Here is an 18,535-nt window from a genome sequence, read left to right on the forward strand (position 1 = left end):
GTGGGCCCATGACCGGCAGGCGACGCAACCGCAGCACCTTCCTCCCCACCCTCACCCGGCCCGTCAGAGCCGCCGCCCGCGCCACGGGGGCACTGATGGCCTGCGCGTGGCTGACCGCGGGCTGCGGGATCGTCCCCGGTGCCGCGGAGGGCTCCGGGAACGACCCGATCAAGGTCATGACCTGGGCCCCCCAGGGCACCGACGCCACCAACAAACCCGGCATGCCCGCCTTCGCGCAGGCCTACGCCCGCTGGATCAACGCCAACGGCGGCCTCAACGGCCGCAAGCTCACCATCCTGACCTGCAACGACCACAACGACAGCGTGACCGCGGCGAAGTGCGCCCGGCGCGCGGTCCAGGAGAACGTCGTCGCGGTCGTCGGCTCCTACAGCCAGTACAGCGACTCCTTCTTCCCGCCCCTGGAGGGCGAGGGCATCCCGTACATAGGCGGCTACGGCACCACCACCGACGAGTTCACCAGCCCCCTCTCCTACCCCGTCAACGGCGGCGCCCCCACCCTCCTGGCCGGCCTCGGCAAGGCCCTCGCCCCGCACTGCGGCCCCGTGGCCCTGATCCGGCCCGACACCATCGCCGGCGACGAACTGCCCGTCCTGCTCGACTCCGGCCTGACCGCGGGCGGCCACCCGGCCGCCGCGGACCTGCGGGCGGCGGAGGACGCCACCGAGTACTCGGAACAGTCCGAGGCGGCCCTGAAGCGCACCACCACCGACGCGGCGAAGAAGGGGTGCGTGGTCCCCTCGATCGGCGACCGCACCGGCACCTTCATGGACTCGTTCCGCCGGGCCCGCCAGGACTACCCCGACGTACGCACCGGCACGGTCCTCGGCAGCGTCGACCAGACGGTGATCGACGCGTCCGGCGGACCGTCGGGGCCCTACGAGGGGTCGTACATCACCGGCTGGTACCCGGTGGAGACCGACGCCCGCTGGGCCGCCATGAAGAAGGTCATCAGCCAGAAGGCCTTCGGCGACAACCGGATCGACCCCGCGGACGCCGGTGTGCAGACGACCTGGATCGCGTACACCGTCCTCAGGGCGGCCGTCGAGTCGCTCGGCGACTCCGAGGTGACCTCCGACTCCGTGCGCCGGGCCCTGGACGACGGGCTCAAGGTCAACACCGGCGGTCTGACCCCGACCCTGCACTGGGAGTTCCAGGCGGGCCTCGCCTCCGTGGGCTTCCCGCGCCTGGTCAACACCGAGGTGACCCTTCAGGTCGTACGGTCCGGGCGGCTGGTGTCCGCGAAGGACGGCTTCACCGACGTGACGGAGACCCTGAAGAACGCGGACCTGGGCTGAGGGGCTCCCCCCTCGGGGCGCCCCTCAGTCACCCGTCCGGGCCGGAACGGGGTCAGAGCTGTGTCGGCTGGCGCTGGGTCAGGCCGTACGTCTTCGCGATCGTGTTCCACAGCTGCGAGGCCCGGACCTTCTCGGTACTGGCGGTGCCGCTCGCCCTGTTGCCGGCCTGGGTCTGGCCGGTGACGCGCGCCTGGCCCTTCTTGCAGCCCTTCTTGCCGGCGGCCTGGTCGGCCCACGCCGCGTAGTGGTCGTCGGCCGACGCGGACGCCTTCCACGCCTTGGTGAGGGCGTCGGTCAGGCCCGCGCTGTCGGGCAGCTTGTCGACCTCGATCCCGGAGAGCCGGGTGACCAGGCCGGTGCGCTGCCGGGCCGCGTCCCGCAGGTCCTTGGCCGCCTGGCCGAGGTTCTTGCAGGACTTCACGTTGGCCACCGCGCTGATCACCGAGGTACGGCTGTCCCCGCTGTCCGCGAGCAACTTGTCCAGCGCGAGGGCCTGTTCCTTCGCCGGGTCGGCGCTCGGCGACGCGGACTCCTCGGTCGCGGGGGCCGTCGCGGACACGGTCTGGTTCTTGTCGCCCTGGTCGTCGCCCCCGCCACCGGCGAGCATCGCGCCCGCGCCGATCCCGAGCACGACGATGCCGATCCCGACGGCGGCGATGACCGGCACCCGCGACCGGGAACGGCCGCCTCGGCCATGGTCGCCGTCCCCGTCGTCGTGCGCCCGCGGCCGGGGCGGACCGGCGTACGGCGGCTGCGCGGACTGTCCGTAGGGCGGCTGCGCGCCGGGGGCGCCCTGCTGGACGCGCGGCATCTGCTGGGTCGCCCCGGCCGGTGACTCGCCGCCCGGCCCGCTGCGGAAGAGGTTGTCGAACTCGGCGGGCGGCTGCCGGTCCCCGCCGGACTGCGCGGGCACGGGCGGTATGTACTGCGTGGCCTCGGCGTCGGGCCCGGACAGGGGCGGCATCGGCCCGGATCCCGCGCCCGCTCCGGCACGCGGACCGGTGCCGAGGAACTGCGTCGACTCACCGGGCGACTCGGCGCGCACCTCGGGCGGCAACGCCCCTGGCCCCACCGGCGGGAGGTACTGCGTCGCCCCCTCGTCCCCGCCCGGCACGGCCGGAGGACTCGGGTACTGCGCGGGCCCGTTCCCCACGACCGGCGGGAGGTACTGGGTGGCGCCCTCGTCGGCCGGCGGCAGCGCGGCGCTCTGGGCGGGGTGCGGGGCCGGGTTCGGGGTGCCGTCCGGGGTGTGCTGCGCCTGCGCCGGGAGGGCGCCGTACGCGCCGCCGTACGGGTCGGCGGGCGGCAGCGGCGCCCCGGAGGCGGGTGAGCCGTAGGAGTCGGCCGGCGGCAGGGAACCGTAGCCGTCCGTGGCGGGCGGGCCGTACTGCTCGGGCTGCGGCGCGGGAGCGCCGTAGCCGTCCGCTCCGTACGCCGGTGTCCCCTCCGGCGGCAGGGGGCCGGACGGGGTGCCCCAGGACTGGTCGGGGCTGTGCCACGACTGTTCGGGCGGGCTCTGCCAGCCCTGGCCCGGCGGCGGGGCCGGTGCCTCGTGCCGGCCTTGGTGCTGCGACTGGGCCTGGTACTGATCGGGGCCCCAGGGGGTGCCCCAGGACTGGCCGCCGGCCGGACCGGGCGGCGGGCCCTGGCCGGGTGCCTGATCCGACGGCTCGTGCCGGCCGTAGCCGCTCTGGGCGGGGCCGTAGCCGTTGCCGACGGAGTTACCGCCGTCGCTGTTGCTTCCGCCGTATCCGCCCGTCGTTCCCGGCAGCAGGGGTTCCCCGCCGTCGGAGGGCAGCACGATGCCTTCGCGCGCCTCGCGCGGCGAGGGCTCCTCGCCCTGTCCACTCTGCGTCACCGGGACTCCTACTAATGGGGGACCTTCGGAATCGTCGGCTCACGCTACCGGGTCTCCCGAGCCGGGTGCCACGCAGCTCATGTCGTGACCTGCGTCCCTGTGACGGCCGTAACAGATCACCATGCGCCCGGTGCCGGACCCGGTCCCCCATCCCGCTTCTACGGTTCCTGCGGTCCCTTCTACGCCGCCGCCTGAAGGTCCAGTCGCGCCCCGAACTCCCTTACCACGGGCTCGTCCCGGAACGGCTCCAGCCGCTGCTGGAAGTCGTCCAGGTACTCGGCGCCCCGGTTGGAGCGGAGCGTCTCCAGCAACTCCACCGCCTTGAGGCCGGTGTTGCAGGCCTGCTCCACCTCACGCTGCTGCACCTGCGCGGTGGCCAGCAGCACATAGCCGATGGCCCGGCGCCGGGCCCGCGACTCGGGGTGCCCGGTCAGCGACTCCTGCGCGCACCGCGCCGCCGCCTCGGCCTGCCCGAGGTCCCGGTGGCAGTGCGCCAACTCGTCGGCGAGATAGGCCTCGTCGAAGTGCGCGATCCACGCCGGGTCGTCCCCGGCCGACGGGTCCGCCTGCTCCAGCGCGTTCACCGCCCGCCCGGACGCCACCTGGGCCGCCCGCGCGTCGCCCAGCAACGCGTGCCCCCGCGCCTCCGCCGCGTGGAACATCGACTCCGCGCGCGGGGTGACCCGCCCCCGCGCCCCTTCCTGCGCCGCGCGCGCCAACTGCGCGATCTCACGCGGGTTCCCGAGCTGCGCGGCGAGATGGCTCATGGAGGCGGCGAGCACATACCCGCCGTAGCCACGGTCACCGGCCGCCTGGGCGAGCCGCAGGGCCTGGATGTAGTAGCGCTGCGCGAGGCCCGGTTGGCCGGTGTCGACGGCCATGTAGCCCGCCAGTTCGGTCAGTCGGGCCACCGCGGCGAACAGGTCCCGGCCGACCGCCTCCCGGTAGGAGCCGGCCAGCAGCCCGGAGACCACGCTGTTGAGGTAGTGCACGACGACCGGGCGGACGTGCCCGCTGCCGTACTGGTGGTCCAGATCGCACAGCGCCTGCGTCATCGCGCGGACCGCCGCCACGTCGGACTGCCCCACCCGCGGCCCCGCCGCGCGCGCCACCTGCGAGTCCGGCGAGGAGATCAGCCAGTCGCGGCTCGGCTCGACCAGCGCGGACGCGGCGACGGAGGAGCCGGACAGGAAGTCCCGGCGGCCCACGTCACTGCGCCACAGCTCACACACCTGCTCGATGGCTCCCAGTACCGTCGGCGAGAACTGGAGGCCGACCCCGGACGCGAGGTTCTTGCCGTTGGCCATGCCGATCTCGTCGATCGTGACCGTACGGCCGAGCTTGCGGCCGAGCGCCTCCGCGATGATCGCCGGGGCGCGGCCACGAGGCTGCTGTCCGCGCAGCCAGCGCGCCACGGACGTCTTGTCGTACCGCAGATCCAGACCGTGCTCCGCGCCGCACATGTTGACCCGGCGGGCGAGCCCCGCGTTGGAGCAACCCGCTTCCTGGATGAGCGCCTGCAGCCGTTCGTTCGGCTGCCGCGCGACGAGAGGCCTTGCGGCCATGGCGTACCCCCTGTGGCTGCGGTGCCTGCCCACGCACCGAGTTGACGTGTCTTCCACGGACGGAACGAGCCCGGAGCACCGGCTGGTGCACCGAAAAGATCCGGCCGTGAAGATCAATGCCCCGCGGCCATAGCGAAGATGCGAGACATGTGAGGATTGCCGGGGTAAAGGCGGTTGCCGCCCCCACACCTGGCTACCCACCCCACGCCCGGCTTCCCCCTGCGCGCCCCCACCCATGCATCCATGCGCCCCGGATGCGGGATCGATGCTCCTCCCCGGCGCGCGGGTCCTGGCCGTAACTCCAGGTGGGTGCGGGAGTTGTGTTGGGCGTGGAAGAGACGATCGCGGGCACCGAAGCCGCTCAGATTCCGAAACAGCGCGGGGAATCGCTGCTGGAGACCGCCGTACGCTACGCCGAGGAGCGCCACTGGGACGTCTTTCCCGGCACCTGGCTGGAAGCCGCCGAAGGGGTGCAGCGCTGCTCGTGCGGTGACTCCGCGTGTGCCGCGCCCGGCGCTCATCCGGCGCGGGAGGACTGGGCGACACAGGCGACCGGCAGTGCCACCGTCGCCCGCCGGATGTGGCAGAAACAGCCGACGGCCTCGATCCTGCTGCCGACCGGGCGGACGTTCGACGCGATCTCGGTGCCGGAGACGGCCGGGTTTCTCGCGCTGGCGCGGATGGAGCGGATGGAGTTGACGCTCGGTCCCGTGACGTTGACGCCGGATCGCCGGATGCAGTTCTTCGTGCTGCCGGGGGCGTCGGTGAAGGTGCCGGATCTGGTGCGGAAGATGGGCTGGTCGCCCGCTTCCCTCGATCTGCTCGCGCTCGGCGAGGGGGCGTACGTCGCGGGGCCGCCCACCCGGTTCGGATCTCGGGGGGCCGTGCAGTGGGCCTGCCGTCCGACACCCGCGAACCGGTGGCTGCCGGACGCGGAGGAGTTGATCTCGCCGCTCGCGTACGCGTGCGGGCGGGACCGGTAGTCGCCCGGAGGGTGCCCGGTCGATCCGGTCGGCGCCCGCGGGTCGTCCGTGACCGGTCGCGCCCACGCGGCGGAGCCGCGTATCACCCAGGGTCCCGCGCCTCTGGGTGGCGCCGGTGCCCCGTAGGGTTCGGGCATGACGTCGGGAGCAGTGGCAGGTGCAGCGGCCGTGCGGGTGCGGGGGCTCTGGAAGCGGTTCGGGCAGCAGGTGGCCGTCTCCGGGATCGATCTCGACCTGCCCGCGGGCAAGTTCATCGGTCTGGTCGGGCCGAACGGGGCCGGGAAGACCACCACGCTCTCGATGATCACCGGGTTGCTGCGGCCCGACGACGGGTCCGTCGAGGTGGTCGGGCACGACGTGTGGCGGGACCCGGTGGAGGTGAAGGCGCGGATCGGGGTGCTGCCGGAGGGGCTGCGGCTGTTCGAGCGGCTGTCGGGACGTGAACTGCTCACCTACTCGGGGCGGCTGCGCGGCCTGCCCGGCGCCGAGGTCGACAAGCGGGTCACCCAGCTCCTGGACGTCCTCGACCTGGCCGGCGCACAGCACAAGCTCGTCGTCGACTACTCGACCGGCATGCGCAAGAAGATCGGGCTCGCCGCCGCGCTCCTCCACAACCCCGAAGTGCTGTTCCTCGACGAGCCGTTCGAGGGCGTCGACCCGGTGTCCGCGCAGACCATCCGGGGCGTGCTGGAGCGGTACACCGCCTCCGGCGCCACCGTCGTCTTCTCCTCGCACGTCATGGAGCTCGTCGAGTCGCTGTGCGACTGGGTCGCGGTGATGGCCGCGGGCCGCATCCGCGCCCAGGGCACCCTCGCCGAGGTCCGCGGCGACGCACCCACCCTGCAACACGCGTTCCTCGAACTCGTCGGCGCGAACGGCCGTGACACCGGCTCCCATCTCGACTGGCTGGGCGGCGGGGCGGCCCGGTGAGCACCCACAGCGCCCCCGCCCCGGACATCACCCCGGTCGTCGTACGGCTGAAGCTGTCGCTGCTGCGCAACGGGCTGCGGCAGTCCAGCGGCCGGCGGGCCGCCTACATCGCCTCCGGCGTCGCCGTGCTCCTCGTCGCCGTGCTGCAGCTGCTGGGCCTGATCGCGCTGCGCGGGCACGCGCACGCCGCGTCCCTGGTGGTACTGCTGATCGCGGTGCTGGCGGCGGGCTGGGCGGTGATGCCGCTGTTCTTCCCCGGCGGTGACGAGACCCTCGACCCGACCCGCCTGGTGATGCTGCCGCTGCGGCCCCGCCCGATGGTGCGGGCGCTGCTCGCCGCCTCGCTGGTCGGCATCGGGCCGCTGTTCACGCTGTGCATGCTCGCCGGGTGCGTCGTCGCGGTCGCGCACGGGGGTGTGGCGTACGCCGTCGGCGTCGTCGGCGTGGTCCTCGCGCTCCTGGTCTGCGTGGCGCTCGCGCGGACCGTCGCCGCGGCCAACCTGCGGCTGCTGACCAGCCGCAAGGGCAAGGATCTCGCGGTGCTGAGCGGGCTGATCGTCGCGATCGGCGCGCAGGTCGTCAACTTCGGGGCGCAGCGGCTGGGTTCGGGCGGGCTCGGCCAGCTCGACGGGCCGGCCGACGTGCTGATGTGGGTGCCGCCCGCCTCCGCGATCGGCGCGGCGGACTCCGCGAGCAACGGGTCGTACGGTGTCGCCGTCCTCCAGCTCGCCCTGACCGCCGCCGCCCTGGTGGGCCTGCTCGCCCTGTGGTCGCGGCACCTGACCCGGCTGATGACCGCGCCGGACGGCTCCACCCTCCAGAGCGCCGACTCCGGCGCCCGCGAGCGGTCCTCGACCGGACTGTCCCGGCTGCTGCCCGCCGGCCGTACCGGCACGGTGATGGAGCGCAGCCTGCGCTATGTGTGGCGCGACCCCAAGACGAAGGCCGCCTGGGTGACGTCCCTGGCCATCGGCCTGATCGTGCCGGTGTTCAACGCGTTGCAGGGCTCCGGGTCGATCTACTTCGCGTGCTTCGCCGCCGGGATGCTCGGCGTGCAGATGTACAACCAGTTCGGGCAGGACACCTCGGCGTTCTGGATGGTCGCGATGACGATCTCCTCGACCCGGGACGCATACGTCGAGCTGCGCGCCCGCGCGCTGGCGCTGCTGGTGATCACCCTGCCGTACGCCACTCTCGTCACCGTCCTGACGACCGCGCTGCTCGACGACTGGCCGAAGCTGCCCGAGGTGCTCGGGCTGTCCTTCGCGCTGCTCGGCGCGATGCTGGCGACCGGCGCGTGGACGTCGGCGCGCTTCCCGTACTCCATCCCGCAGGAGGGCTACAAGAACGTGGCCCCCGGGCAGTCCGGGCTCGCCTTCATGGCCATCCTGGGCGGCATGGTGTCGGCGGCCCTGCTGTGCGCGCCCGTCATCGCCGGCACGATCTGGCTGAACGTCAGCGAGGGCGGCGAGGAGTGGAGCTGGCTGCTGCTGCCGGTGGGGACGGTCTACGGGGTGGCGATCACGGTGGCGGGGCTGCGGATGGCCGCCCCGCGCACCGCGCGCCAGCTCCCGGAGATCCTCACGGCGGTCAGCAAGGGATGACGCCGACGGGAACCGCCAGGGGCCGGTTCCCTAGGTCCGGCCGATTCTTGACGTCCGGTCGATTCGTGAGGTCCGGTCAGGTCCTGGATCCGGTCAGTTCTTGAAATCCGTGAGCACCGCGTCCAGGAAGGGCTCCACGGCGGCGCGCCAGGACTCCGGCTGGTCGTAGTGCACGAGGTGGCCGGCGTCGGCGACCTCCGCGTACTCGCCGCGGGGCAGCACCCGGACCATCTCCTGGGCCTCCGCGCGACCCAGCTCGCCGTCCAGACCGCGGACGACCAGGGCGGGGCACCGGACCTGGGCGAGTTCCTCCCAGTGGGCGTCGTACACCCAGGTCTCCCGGGATTCGAGCATCTGTTCCGGCTCGAAGACGGGGCGCCAGCCGTCCGGGGACTCCTGCATGACCTCGGCGTAGAACTCGCCGCGGGTCGGGTTCGGGCGCTCCACCCAGGGGTCGTCCTCGCCGAACCACTTGCGGACGTCGGCGAGGGTGGCGAAGGGGACGGGCCAGGCCCGGAACCAGTCCTCCCACTCGCGCTGCGAGGCGGCGCCGAGCGCGGAGGCCCGCATGTCGCAGATGACCACTCCGCGGACCAGGTCGGGGCGCCTGGCGGCGAGCTGCCAGGCGGTCAGCGCGCCCATCGCGTGGCCGATCAGCACGGCCGGCCCGAGTCCGAGCTGTTCGAGGGCTGCCTCGGCGTCCTCGACGTACGCCACGCGCGTGAAGGACGCCCGCGGGGGCTTGTCGCTCCGGCCGTGGCCCCGCTGGTCGAGGGCGACGGCCCGGTGCCGCTCGGAGAGCCAGCGGGCGGTGGACGCCCAGTGCGAGGCACGGCCCATCAGACCGTGCAGTAACAGCACGCCGGGGGCACGCTCGGGATCGTGCGGCCTCTGATCACGCTGGTCCGGATCACGCTGCTTCGGTACGTCCTTCGCCGGGTCGGTCTTGGGAGGGTCGCCGAACTCCCAGGCGGCGAGGTGTACGCCGCCCGCCCCGGTCACGTCGATGCGTCGCGCCACTGGTCCCGGCACCCCCCTAGCTCCGCCCAACCGCTGAACCGCGTTCTGCCCCGCAGGCTATCGAATACCCATTCGAGAATGCCGTTCTCGCCGGCAACACCCCTCGTTCGAGTGACCATGCTCAAGGAATGATCGCCGCTGCCGAGGGGAGACCTTCAGCGGGAGGCGGACCGCTCGGGGAAAACGGTCCGAAGGGGATGACCCTGGGAGCTCGGGGCTCCGGGTCAGCACAGGGGAGGACAGGCCCCGGCGCCACCAGGCGCCGGGGCCCTCCACACGTCTGCGGCACATCCTCCCGCCCCCTCCCCGGCCCGACGCGACATCGCTGTCGCGGCACGGCCAAGAGCCCTCAGGTCATATGCCTCACGCGACAGCCTCGCACGGGATGCGTCCGAGCGCTGCGATTCGGCACAGTGAATCTTGTGATTCGACGCGTTCGACGGAGCGCCGCCGAAGGGCCGGCGGAAGGTCGTCCGGCGTTCTCCGCGAAGACCCGCAACCACCCCGCAGGTCACGGACGTTGGAGCGACGGCCCGGAGACCGGAGAGCGAATGCCGGAGAGAGAGTGCCGGAGAGAGAGTGCCGAGGAACGAGTACCGGCTCAGCGCTTGGCGACGAACACGTGGGAGGCCACGTCCGCCTCCAGCTCCGCCGCCTCGCCGCCACTGCCCACGAGCACACCGCCCGCCGACTCCGTCACGCTCACCACCGAGCCGGGCTGCACGCCCGCCCGGCGCAGCGTGTACATCAGCTGGGCGTCCGTCTGGATCGGCTCGCCGATACGGCGCACCACGACCGTCTTGCCCTCCAGGCCCGGGTCGAGGTCGGCGAGCGACACCATGCCCTCGTCCAGGAACGGGTCCGCGCCGTCCTTCTCGCCCAGCTCCTCCAGACCCGGGATCGGGTTGCCGTACGGCGACTCGGTGGGGTGGCGCAGCAGTTCGAGCACCCGCCGCTCGACGGCCTCGCTCATCACGTGTTCCCAGCGACACGCCTCGGCGTGCACCTGCTCCCACTCCAGCCCGATGACGTCGACGAGCAGGCACTCCGCGAGCCGGTGCTTGCGCATCACGCGCGTGGCGAGCCGACGGCCCTCGTCCGTGAGCTCCAGGTGACGGTCGCTGGCGACGGACACCAGGCCGTCACGCTCCATCCGCGCCACCGTCTGGCTGACCGTCGGCCCGCTCTGGTCGAGCCGCTCGGCGATCCGGGCGCGCATGGGGACCACACCTTCCTCCTCCAGCTCGAGGATGGTGCGGAGATACATCTCCGTGGTGTCGATCAGTCCGGACATACGTGCCCCTTGATGAGATCTGCCGGAAGCACGACAGCTTCCCGGCTTGTGCGCTGGCCCTGACACCAATTCTGCCGGATACCGCTGACAAGCGTGCCGCGCCGGTGGAACCAAGGGGTTGCGGGCCCTTCTCACGGCCGTATTGACATCCCACTGGTCCAGACCGCACGGTGATCCGCGACACAGACTCCTGACGCTCCGAAGGGACCCCGCATGAGCGACAGCAAGCCGGCCGGTCAGTTCTTCGACGCCGCGATCGGCCTGCTGCAGCGGGTCCGGGACGAGGAGGCCGACGCCATCGAGGCGGCCGGTGTGCTCCTCGCCGACACCGTCGCCTCCGGTGGGCGGCTCTTCGCCTTCGGCGCCGGGCACTCCTCCCTCGCCGCCCAGGACGTCGTCTACCGCGCCGGCGGACTCGCCCTGATGAACCTGCTGGCCGTCCCCGGTGTCGTCGGTGTCGACGTCATGCCGGCCACGCTCGGCTCGGCCCTGGAGCGCGTCGGCGGCCTCGCGAGCGCCGTCCTGGACTCCTCACCGGCCCGCGCGGGCGACGCCCTCGTGATCATCTCCCTCTCCGGGCGCAACGCGCTGCCCGTCGAGATGGCCCTGAACGCCCGCGCCCTGGGCCTGAAGGTGATCGGCGTGACCTCGGTGGCGTACGCCACCGAGACGGAGTCCCGGCACTCCTCCGGCACCTATCTCAAGGACCACTGCGACATCGTCCTCGACTCCAAGATCGCCGTCGGCGACGCGGAACTCACCCTCGACACCATCCCGGCCCCCTTCGCCCCCGCCTCCACGGTCGTCACCTCGGCCCTCCTCCAGGCCGTCATGGCCACGGCGGCGGGCAGCCTGGCCGACCGCGGCATCGAGCCGCCCCTCCTGCGCTCCGGGAACGTGGACGGGGGCCACGAGTGGAACGGCCGGGTGTTCGAGGAGTACGGGGAGCGGATCTTCTACCGGCGGTAGTGCCGGCGCGGTGCCGGCACTACCGCGGAAGCCGCCGCGGCCACGGGCAGCCGTGCCCTCGACCGCCGCCTAGTCCCGCTCCGACTCCAACGCCTCCGCCAGGTCCAGCGCGGACCCGATGCGCACGGCCACGTCCTCCGCGTACACCGCGTCCTGCCGCTCGAACTGGCTCCGCCCGGCCCCCCGCAGAAACGTCACGACGCCCAGCGTCCGCCCCCGGCTCCGCAGCACCGCGCACAGCGCGTGCACCGCGTCCTGAGGCCACTGCCGGGCCCGGGCCCACTCCCGGGCCTGTTCCGTCGACACGGCTCCCACGCTCGCCCGCACCGATCCGGCCCGGTCCGCGCACTGCAGGGCCGGATGTCCGTCCGGGTAGCGCACCGGCAGTCCGGCCCGCCCGGTCAGCAGGCTCGGCCCGGGCGCCCCGGCGGGCGTGGCCGCGACCCGCACCAGCCGGACCGGGTCCGTCGCCGCCCCGTCCGCCACCGCGCCGCCCGACACCCGGTCGATCAGCGCGTGGTCGGCGAACCCGGCGAGCGCGAAGTCCAGGTGGACGGCGGCGGCCTCCCGCGGGTCGTCGCAGTCGGCGGCGGCACGGGCGGCCCGGTGCAGCTGGTTGGTGCGGAACCGCAGCAGCGACGCCTCCTGCTCGTTCTGCTTGGCCTCGGTGACGTCCTGGAACAGCCAGCCCACGCCCAGCGGCACGGGCTCCTCGGCGAGCGGCGAGGCCAGCCGTACGAACCCGCAGCGCCAGCAGCGCCGCTGCTCGCCGTCCGGGGTGCGGACGCCGACCCAGATCTCGGCGGGCGCGGGCGGCGCGCCCTCGGCGAGGACATGGGTGAGCGCGCTCTCCAGTTCCTCCACGCCCTGGGCGAGCAGATCCCCGAGGGGCCGCCCCAGGACGGACGTACGGCCGATGCCCAGCGCCCGGGCCGCGTGCGCGTTGACCACGGCGGGCCGCAGATCGGCGTCGACGAGCACCACACCCCAGCTCGCGTCCTCGAACAGGGCCTCGCTGAGCGCGATGGACCGCTCCAGGTCGATCTGTGTGTGCACCTCGCTGAAGGCGCAGTACAGGCCCGCGGGCTTGCCGTCCGGCCCGCGGACGGCCGCGGACTGGGTCCGTACGAGGACCCGCCCGCCGTCCTTGGTGAGCAGCGCGAACTCGTGCACCTGCCGGCCGGGGGCGTGCATGGCGGACAGCAGCCGCCCCTCCACCTCCTCGGCGTCGGCGCTGCGCACCGCCCACCCGGCGAACCCGTGCCGCCCGACGGCCTCGGCGGCGGTCCACCCGAGGATCCGCTCGGCCTCGCGGTTCCAGTGGGTCACCACCCCGTCCGCGTCGAACGCGCACAGCGCCGCGTCCATGCCGTCGAGCAGCGCGGCCAGCAGATCCGAGCCGTCGGAGCCGTCCGAACCCTCCGGACCGCCCGGCTCGGGCTCGTCCGGCCCGATCTCGTCGGTGGTCCCACTACGCCGGGAAGCACTCACCTGGACCCCCTGCAGGCTGCCGCGTCCGCACGTACGGCACGTCGGTTCGCTCACTGACAATCATCTAACTGGAACGTGATGCAGCACACACCGGGTTCCGGAAGATTGAGGGAATCGTTGTGTGCGCCGCGATCCGACCGCGATTCCCGTCATCCGGGTCCGCATCCGGGTTCCGTATCCGGTTCCGAAAAAACTGGTTGATCCCGCGCCCACCGGTTCCTAGTGTGTGGGCTACACGAGAAGGGAGGTGGTTCGGCAGATGTACAAGAACCGGACGCGTGAGGTGGCTGCGGGCTAGCGGCCCGTCACCACACCGAGTGCGGTGCCGGACCAGCGTGGGTGAGATACACGCAGCCGGCCCAATCCCAACGCAGTCACCCGACCCGCGAGCTCGCCGGTACGTCCGGCCGGCTTCTCCGCCCCGGCGGAGAGACCTGAGCTCGCGGGTTGTCCGCGTTCGCGGGCGGGTTCCCGGCGGGCGGGGTTCCTAGCGGGCGGCGATGTCCTCGTAGCCCTCGATCTCCCGCGGGTCGCGGGTGCCCGGGCCCGTGTAGCGGGCGGAGGGGCGGACGAGGCGGCCGGTGCGCTTCTGTTCGAGGATGTGTGCCGACCAGCCCGCGGTACGGGCGCAGGTGAACATCGAGGTGAACATGTGGGCCGGGACCTCGGCGAAGTCGAGGACGATGGCGGCCCAGAACTCGACGTTCGTCGCGAGGACGCGGTCCGGGCGGCGGGCGTGGAGCTCCGCGAGGGCGGCCTTCTCCAGGGCTTCGGCGATCTCGAAGCGGGGGGCGCCCAGTTCGCGGGCGGTGCGGCGCAGCACGCGCGCGCGGGGGTCCTCGGCGCGGTACACGCGGTGTCCGAAGCCCATCAGGCGCTCGCCCTTGTCCAGGGCCTGCTTGACGTACGCCTCGGCGTCGCCGGTCCGCTCGATCTCCTCGATCATGCCGAGGACACGGGAGGGCGCGCCGCCGTGCAGCGGGCCGGACATGGCTCCCACGGCGCCGGAGAGGGCCGCGGCCACGTCCGCGCCCGTGGAGGCGATGACGCGGGCCGTGAAGGTGGACGCGTTCATGCCGTGCTCGGCCGCGGAGGTCCAGTAGGCGTCGACCGCCGCCACGTGCTTGGGGTCGGGCTCACCGCGCCAGCGGATCATGAAGCGCTCCACGACGGACTGCGCCTTGTCGATCTCCCGCTGCGGGACCATGGCCAGACCCTGGCCGCGCGCGGACTGGGCGACGTAGGACAGGGCCATCACGGCGGCGCGGGCGAGGTCCGCGCGGGCGCGTTCGGCGTCGATGTCCAGCAGGGGCTTGAGGCCCCACACCGGCGCGAGCATGGCGAGCGCGGACTGGACGTCGACGCGGATGTCACCGGAGTGCACGGGGATCGGGAACGGCTCGGCGGGCGGCAGGCCGGGGTTGAAGGCGCCGTCGACGAGCAGGCCCCAGACGTTGCCGAACGAGACGTGGCCGACCAGGTCCTCGATGTCGACGCCCCGGTACCGGAGTGCGCCGCCCTCCTTGTCGGGTTCGGCGATCTCCGTCTCGAACGCGACGACTCCTTCGAGTCCGGGTACGAAGTCGGACATCAGGCGGCTCCTCGTGATGTGTGCGACAGAGTGATGGGTGCGGCGGACGGTGGGGTGAGGTGCTGGGTGTGCGGCGCTGTGGGGTGTGTGGTGCGGCGACCGGTGTCCCCACCGGCACGGCATCAGCACGATATCCCCGAGTGTCACCCTTGGGGAGGGCTTGCGGCACTCAGTGCCACACAGTGATGTGGGCCACCGTGCCGGACGGCGCCCTCCCATACGGCAGGATGACCGCGTGACCGACCGAGACGCCGCCCTCGATCCTTCCCTCGATCCCGCCACCATGCGCAAGCAGTACCGTGCCGAGGGGCTCGCCGAGGCCGACCTGGCCGCGACACCCGTCGAGCAGTTCGCGCGCTGGTTCGAACAGGCCGCGACGCGGGGGCAGCTCTTCGAGCCGAACGCCATGGTGGTCTCCACGGCGGACGCCGAGGGCCGGCCCGGTTCCCGCACGGTGCTGCTGAAGCACTTCGACGAGCGGGGCTTCGTCTTCTACACGAACTACGGTTCCCGCAAGGCCCGTGACCTGGCCGCGAACCCGCATGTCTCGCTGCTCTTCCCGTGGCATCCGATGGCCCGCCAGGTCATCGTCACGGGCGTCGCGCGGCGCACCGGGCGGGACGAGACGGCCGCGTACTTCCGCACCCGCCCGCACGGCTCCCAGCTGGGCGCCTGGGCCAGTACGCAGTCCTCGGTGATCTCGGCCCGCACCGACCTGGACGTGACGTACGCGGAGCTGGCCGCCCGCTATCCGGAGGGCGAGCAGGTCCCGGTGCCGCCGCACTGGGGCGGCTTCCGGGTGGCTCCGCGGGCGGTGGAGTTCTGGCAGGGCCGCGAGAACCGGCTGCACGACCGGCTGCGGTACGTGGCGGAGGCGGACGGGAGCTGGCGGGTGGAGCGGCTCAGCCCCTGAGCCGGCGGGCGGGGCCCACCCGAGGTGCCTCAGCCGAGTGCCTCGTCCAGGAGGGCCGCCCACTGGGTCACCACGCCCTCGCGGCGGCCGGTGTCGTCCGTGAGCAGGTTCGCGAGGCCGAGGCCGCGGGCCATGTCCAGCAGGCCCTGCACGGTCTCGCGTACGCCCGGCCGGGACTCGTCGGCGCCGAGGAGGTCCACGGCGATGCGGTGGCTCTCGCGGCCGACCCGGGCCTCCAGTTCGGTGACGCGGACGCGCAGCTGCTCCTCGTCGGAGGCGGCGACCCACAGGTGGAGGGCGGCGCGGAACAGGGGGCCGGTGAAGAGGCCGACGAGGGCGGCGACGACGGTCCTGCGGTCCTCGGCCGCCGTGCCGTCCGGGAAGAGCGCGCGCAGGGCCGTGGAGCGTTCCTCGGCGACGTACTCGACGGCCGCGGTGAAGAGGTCCTCGCGGGTCGGGAAGTGGTGCTGGGCCGCGCCGCGGGAGACTCCGGCGCGTTCGGCGACGACGGAGACCGTGGAGCCCGCCCAGCCGTGTTCGGCGAGGCAGGACACGGCGGCTTCCAGGAGCCGCTGCCGGGTGGCCCGGCTGCGGTCCTGTTTGGGGGCTCGGTCCTGTTTGAGGGGTCGGTCCTGTTGGGGAGCGCGGTCGTCCGCGGTCACAGCACCCATGGGGGATCCCGTCGTTCAAGGAAGGCCGTCATCCCCTCGCCGGCCTCGGCGGAGGCGAACAGCCGGGCCGAGAGCGCGGTGAGGTCCGCCGCATCCCGGTCGAAGGCCTCCAGCACCCTAGCCGTGAGCAGCCGTTTCGTCTCGGTCAGCCCCTGGGGTGCGGCCCGGCGCAGACCGTCGAGGACGGGGGCCAGTACGGCGTCGACGTCCTCCGCGCCCCCGGCCCCTGCCCCTGCCCCGGACCCGGCCGCCGCCGTCAGCAGGCCGATGCGGGCCGCCTCCGCCGCGTCGAAGCGTTCGCCGGTCAGGTAGTAGCGGGCCAGTGCGCGCGGGTCGGTGCGGGGCAGCAGCGGCAGCGAGATGACCGCCGGCGCGACGCCGATCCGTACCTCCGTGAACGCGAACGTGGCCTCGGCGGAGGCGACCGCGATGTCGCAGGCCGCGAGCAGGCCGAGGCCGCCCGCCCGGACGTGGCCGGTGACGCGGGCGAGGACCGGCCGGGGCAGTTCGATGATCTGCCTCAGCAGTCCGACCAGCGCGTCCGGGTGGGGCGGGTCGCGCAGGTCCGCGCCCGCGCTGAAGGTGTTGCCGGTGTGGGTGAGGACGACCGCGCGGACGGCGTCGTCCTTGCCGCAGTCCGTGAGCGCGTCGGCGAGTTCGGCGACGAGCGCCGCGGACAGGGCGTTGCGGTTGCCCGGGGAGTCGAGGCTGAGTGTCTCGACTCCCCGCGCGCGCGTGCGGCCGATCAGGGTCACGTGCGCTCCCGGAGTTGGCGGCGCAGGATCTTGCCGGAGGCGGCGCGTGGGACGCCGTCGACGAAGGTGACCTGGCGGACGCGTTTGTAGGGGGCGACGCGTTCGGCGACGTGCATCATGACCTCTCCTTCGGAGAGTTCGGCCGCGGTCGGCTGGCGGACCACATAGGCGTGCGGGACCTCGTTGCCGTCGTCGTTGTAGACGCCGATGACGGCGGCGTCGGCGATGCCGGGGTGGGTGAGCAGAAGGGCTTCGAGTTCGGCGGGGGCCACCTGGAAGCCCTTGTACTTGATGAGTTCCTTGACGCGGTCGACGACGAACAGCCAGCCGTCGGCGTCCGCGTGGCCGACGTCCCCGGTGTGCAGCCAGCCCTCGGCGTCGATCATCTGGGCGGTGGCGTCGGGGCGGCCCAGGTAGCCCTTCATGATCTGAGGGCCGCGGATGAGGATCTCACCGGACACATCGGTGCCGAGGTCCTTGTCGGGGTCGTCGAGGGAGACGATGCGCATCTCGGTGCCCGCCACGAGCTTGCCGACGGTCCCGGCGGGTGCCTCGCGCATGGCGTCCAGGGGGACGACGTGGGTGCCCGGGGACAGTTCGGTCATGCCGTACGCCTGGCCGACCGGCGGCAGGCCGAGCCGGTGCGAACAGGCGGCCGCGAGGCGGGCGTCCAGCGGGGCGGCGGCGCTGATGACGTACTTCAGGGACGACAGGTCGTACTGCTCGACCAGGGGGTGCTTGGCGAGGGCGAGGACGATCGGCGGGGCGACGTACAGGCCGGTGATGCGGTGGTTCTGGATGGCCGCGAGGAACGTCTCCAGGTCGAAGCGGGGCAGGACGACGACGGTGGCGCCGTTGCGCAGGGGCCCGTTCATGAGGGCCGTCAGACCGTAGATGTGGAAGAACGGCAGGACGGCGAGGATGCGGTCGCCGGGGCCGCCCGGGACGGCGGGTTCGAGCTGGGCCAGGTTGGTGGCGATCTGCCGGTGCGTGAGCATCACGCCCTTGGGGGTGCCGGTCGTGCCCGACGAGTACGGGAGGACCGCCACGTCCTCCTCCGGGTCGATGTCGATCTGCGGCTCGGGGGCCTTGGAGGCCAGCATGTCGATGAGCGAGCGGTGCCCTGGCGCGCTGTCGCAGACGAGGATCTCCTGGACGCCGCCCGCGAGTTCGGCGGCCCTGCGCGCGACCTCCAGGAGCGGTGACACGGTGACGATCCAGCGGGCCGCGGAGTCGGTGAGCTGCTTGGCGAACTCCTCGGCGGTGGCGAGCGGGTGCACGGTCGTGACGGTGGCCCCCGCGCGCGTGGCGGCGTAGAACACGGTCGGGAAGGCGACCGTGTTGGGGCTGTGCAGCGCGAGGACGTCTCCCTTGCGGACCCCCGTCTCGGCGAGGGCGGCGGCGACCCGCCGGTGGAAGCGGTCCAGTTGCTCGTAGGTGAGCGTGGTGCCGTCGGTGCCGTCGATCAGGGCGGGCGCGTCCCCGAACTCGGCGGCCCGGCCGAGCACCGCTTCGTGGATGGGGAGTGCTACGGGCGGGACGTCTGCGTACTCGCTGCGGAACATGGTTCCTCCT

The 18,535-nt window shown here is 73.0% G+C and carries 15 protein-coding genes; 6 read left to right on the forward strand and 9 right to left on the reverse strand.

The window, feature by feature from the left end; all coding sequences use genetic code 11:
• The first annotated feature begins 8 nt into the window (after positions 1-8).
• On the forward strand, positions 9-1,316 hold the full coding sequence (locus ACZ5VD_RS19810; RefSeq protein WP_468682815.1) for an ABC transporter substrate-binding protein: 1,308 nt from the start codon (positions 9-11) through the stop codon (positions 1,314-1,316).
• Positions 1,317-1,368: 52 nt separating this feature from the next.
• Here the strand turns inward: ACZ5VD_RS19810 and ACZ5VD_RS19815 are convergent, their stop codons facing one another.
• The gene (locus ACZ5VD_RS19815; RefSeq protein ID WP_468549096.1) at positions 1,369-3,174 is read right to left on the reverse strand and encodes a hypothetical protein; all 1,806 of its coding nucleotides are present in this window, start codon (positions 3,172-3,174) and stop codon (positions 1,369-1,371) included.
• A 179-nt stretch (positions 3,175-3,353) separates the two neighbouring features.
• Positions 3,354-4,739, reverse strand: a complete 1,386-nt coding sequence (locus tag ACZ5VD_RS19820; RefSeq protein ID WP_468549097.1) for a transcriptional regulator — start codon at positions 4,737-4,739, stop codon at positions 3,354-3,356.
• Positions 4,740-5,059: 320 nt separating this feature from the next.
• Between ACZ5VD_RS19820 and ACZ5VD_RS19825 the strand changes: the two genes are divergently transcribed.
• From ACZ5VD_RS19825 to ACZ5VD_RS19835, 3 genes are all read left to right on the forward strand, one after another.
• Positions 5,060-5,722 (forward strand): bifunctional DNA primase/polymerase, encoded by a 663-nt coding sequence (locus tag ACZ5VD_RS19825; RefSeq protein ID WP_468549098.1) that lies wholly within the window; start codon positions 5,060-5,062, stop codon positions 5,720-5,722.
• Positions 5,723-5,857: 135 nt separating this feature from the next.
• A complete protein-coding gene (locus tag ACZ5VD_RS19830; protein ID WP_468682816.1) occupies positions 5,858-6,652 on the forward strand; it encodes an ABC transporter ATP-binding protein in 795 nt (264 codons plus the stop codon).
• Positions 6,625-8,256 carry a transporter gene (locus ACZ5VD_RS19835; RefSeq protein ID WP_468682884.1) on the forward strand — a complete coding sequence of 544 codons (1,632 nt, stop codon included), beginning with the start codon at positions 6,625-6,627 and terminating at the stop codon, positions 8,254-8,256. The genes ACZ5VD_RS19830 and ACZ5VD_RS19835 overlap by 28 nt, the downstream gene beginning before the upstream one ends.
• 93 nt (positions 8,257-8,349) lie before the next feature.
• On the opposite strand, the gene ACZ5VD_RS19840 is transcribed toward ACZ5VD_RS19835, so the two are convergent.
• Positions 8,350-9,276 (reverse strand): alpha/beta fold hydrolase, encoded by a 927-nt coding sequence (locus tag ACZ5VD_RS19840; RefSeq protein WP_468549100.1) that lies wholly within the window; start codon positions 9,274-9,276, stop codon positions 8,350-8,352.
• Positions 9,277-9,877: 601 nt separating this feature from the next.
• Entirely contained in the window at positions 9,878-10,570 is a 693-nt protein-coding gene (locus tag ACZ5VD_RS19845) for a metal-dependent transcriptional regulator (RefSeq protein ID WP_067020955.1), read from the reverse strand.
• A 213-nt stretch (positions 10,571-10,783) separates the two neighbouring features.
• On the opposite strand from ACZ5VD_RS19845, the gene ACZ5VD_RS19850 reads away from it, so the two are divergent.
• Positions 10,784-11,539 carry an SIS domain-containing protein gene (locus ACZ5VD_RS19850; protein ID WP_468549101.1) on the forward strand — a complete coding sequence of 252 codons (756 nt, stop codon included), beginning with the start codon at positions 10,784-10,786 and terminating at the stop codon, positions 11,537-11,539.
• 69 nt (positions 11,540-11,608) lie between these two features.
• Here the strand turns inward: ACZ5VD_RS19850 and ACZ5VD_RS19855 are convergent, their stop codons facing one another.
• Both ACZ5VD_RS19855 and ACZ5VD_RS19860 read right to left on the reverse strand, forming a co-directional pair.
• On the reverse strand, positions 11,609-13,030 hold the full coding sequence (locus tag ACZ5VD_RS19855) for a PAS domain-containing protein (RefSeq protein ID WP_468549102.1): 1,422 nt from the start codon (positions 13,028-13,030) through the stop codon (positions 11,609-11,611).
• Positions 13,031-13,517: 487 nt separating this feature from the next.
• Complete coding sequence (locus ACZ5VD_RS19860; RefSeq protein ID WP_468549103.1) at positions 13,518-14,621, reverse strand: citrate synthase 2; 1,104 nt, start codon at positions 14,619-14,621, stop codon at positions 13,518-13,520.
• 235 nt (positions 14,622-14,856) lie between these two features.
• On the opposite strand from ACZ5VD_RS19860, the gene pdxH reads away from it, so the two are divergent.
• On the forward strand, positions 14,857-15,534 hold the full coding sequence (gene pdxH, locus ACZ5VD_RS19865) for a pyridoxamine 5'-phosphate oxidase (RefSeq protein ID WP_468549104.1): 678 nt from the start codon (positions 14,857-14,859) through the stop codon (positions 15,532-15,534).
• A 29-nt stretch (positions 15,535-15,563) separates the two neighbouring features.
• Here pdxH and ACZ5VD_RS19870 read toward each other — a convergent pair whose 3' ends face one another.
• Genes ACZ5VD_RS19870 through ACZ5VD_RS19880 form a run of 3 tightly spaced genes read right to left on the reverse strand, consistent with a single transcriptional unit; the run spans position 15,564 to position 18,525 of the window.
• A complete protein-coding gene (locus ACZ5VD_RS19870) occupies positions 15,564-16,205 on the reverse strand; it encodes a TetR/AcrR family transcriptional regulator (RefSeq protein WP_468549105.1) in 642 nt (213 codons plus the stop codon).
• Positions 16,193-16,960: an enoyl-CoA hydratase family protein gene (locus tag ACZ5VD_RS19875; protein WP_468682817.1), complete on the reverse strand. Its 768-nt coding sequence runs from the start codon at positions 16,958-16,960 to the stop codon at positions 16,193-16,195. The genes ACZ5VD_RS19870 and ACZ5VD_RS19875 overlap by 13 nt, the downstream gene beginning before the upstream one ends.
• Positions 16,957-18,525 carry a 4-coumarate--CoA ligase family protein gene (locus ACZ5VD_RS19880; RefSeq protein ID WP_468682818.1) on the reverse strand — a complete coding sequence of 523 codons (1,569 nt, stop codon included), beginning with the start codon at positions 18,523-18,525 and terminating at the stop codon, positions 16,957-16,959. Before ACZ5VD_RS19880 ends, ACZ5VD_RS19875 begins: the two co-directional genes overlap by 4 nt.
• Between the last annotated feature and the right edge of the window lie 10 nt (positions 18,526-18,535).

The organism is Streptomyces sp. NPDC032822, from assembly GCF_055578825.1.

What these genes read in the sequence shown, in the direction of transcription:
- ACZ5VD_RS19810 (WP_468682815.1), top strand. Translation starts at nt 9, where the DNA reads ATGACCGGCAGGCGACGCAACCGCAGCACCTTCCTCCCCACCCTCACC.
- ACZ5VD_RS19820 (WP_468549097.1), bottom strand. Translation starts at nt 4,739, where the DNA reads ATGGCCGCAAGGCCTCTCGTCGCGCGGCAGCCGAACGAACGGCTGCAG.
- ACZ5VD_RS19830 (WP_468682816.1), top strand. Translation starts at nt 5,858, where the DNA reads ATGACGTCGGGAGCAGTGGCAGGTGCAGCGGCCGTGCGGGTGCGGGGG.
- ACZ5VD_RS19845 (WP_067020955.1), bottom strand. Translation starts at nt 10,570, where the DNA reads ATGTCCGGACTGATCGACACCACGGAGATGTATCTCCGCACCATCCTC.
- ACZ5VD_RS19850 (WP_468549101.1), top strand. Translation starts at nt 10,784, where the DNA reads ATGAGCGACAGCAAGCCGGCCGGTCAGTTCTTCGACGCCGCGATCGGC.
- ACZ5VD_RS19860 (WP_468549103.1), bottom strand. Translation starts at nt 14,621, where the DNA reads ATGTCCGACTTCGTACCCGGACTCGAAGGAGTCGTCGCGTTCGAGACG.
- ACZ5VD_RS19870 (WP_468549105.1), bottom strand. Translation starts at nt 16,205, where the DNA reads ATGGGTGCTGTGACCGCGGACGACCGCGCTCCCCAACAGGACCGACCC.
- ACZ5VD_RS19880 (WP_468682818.1), bottom strand. Translation starts at nt 18,525, where the DNA reads ATGTTCCGCAGCGAGTACGCAGACGTCCCGCCCGTAGCACTCCCCATC.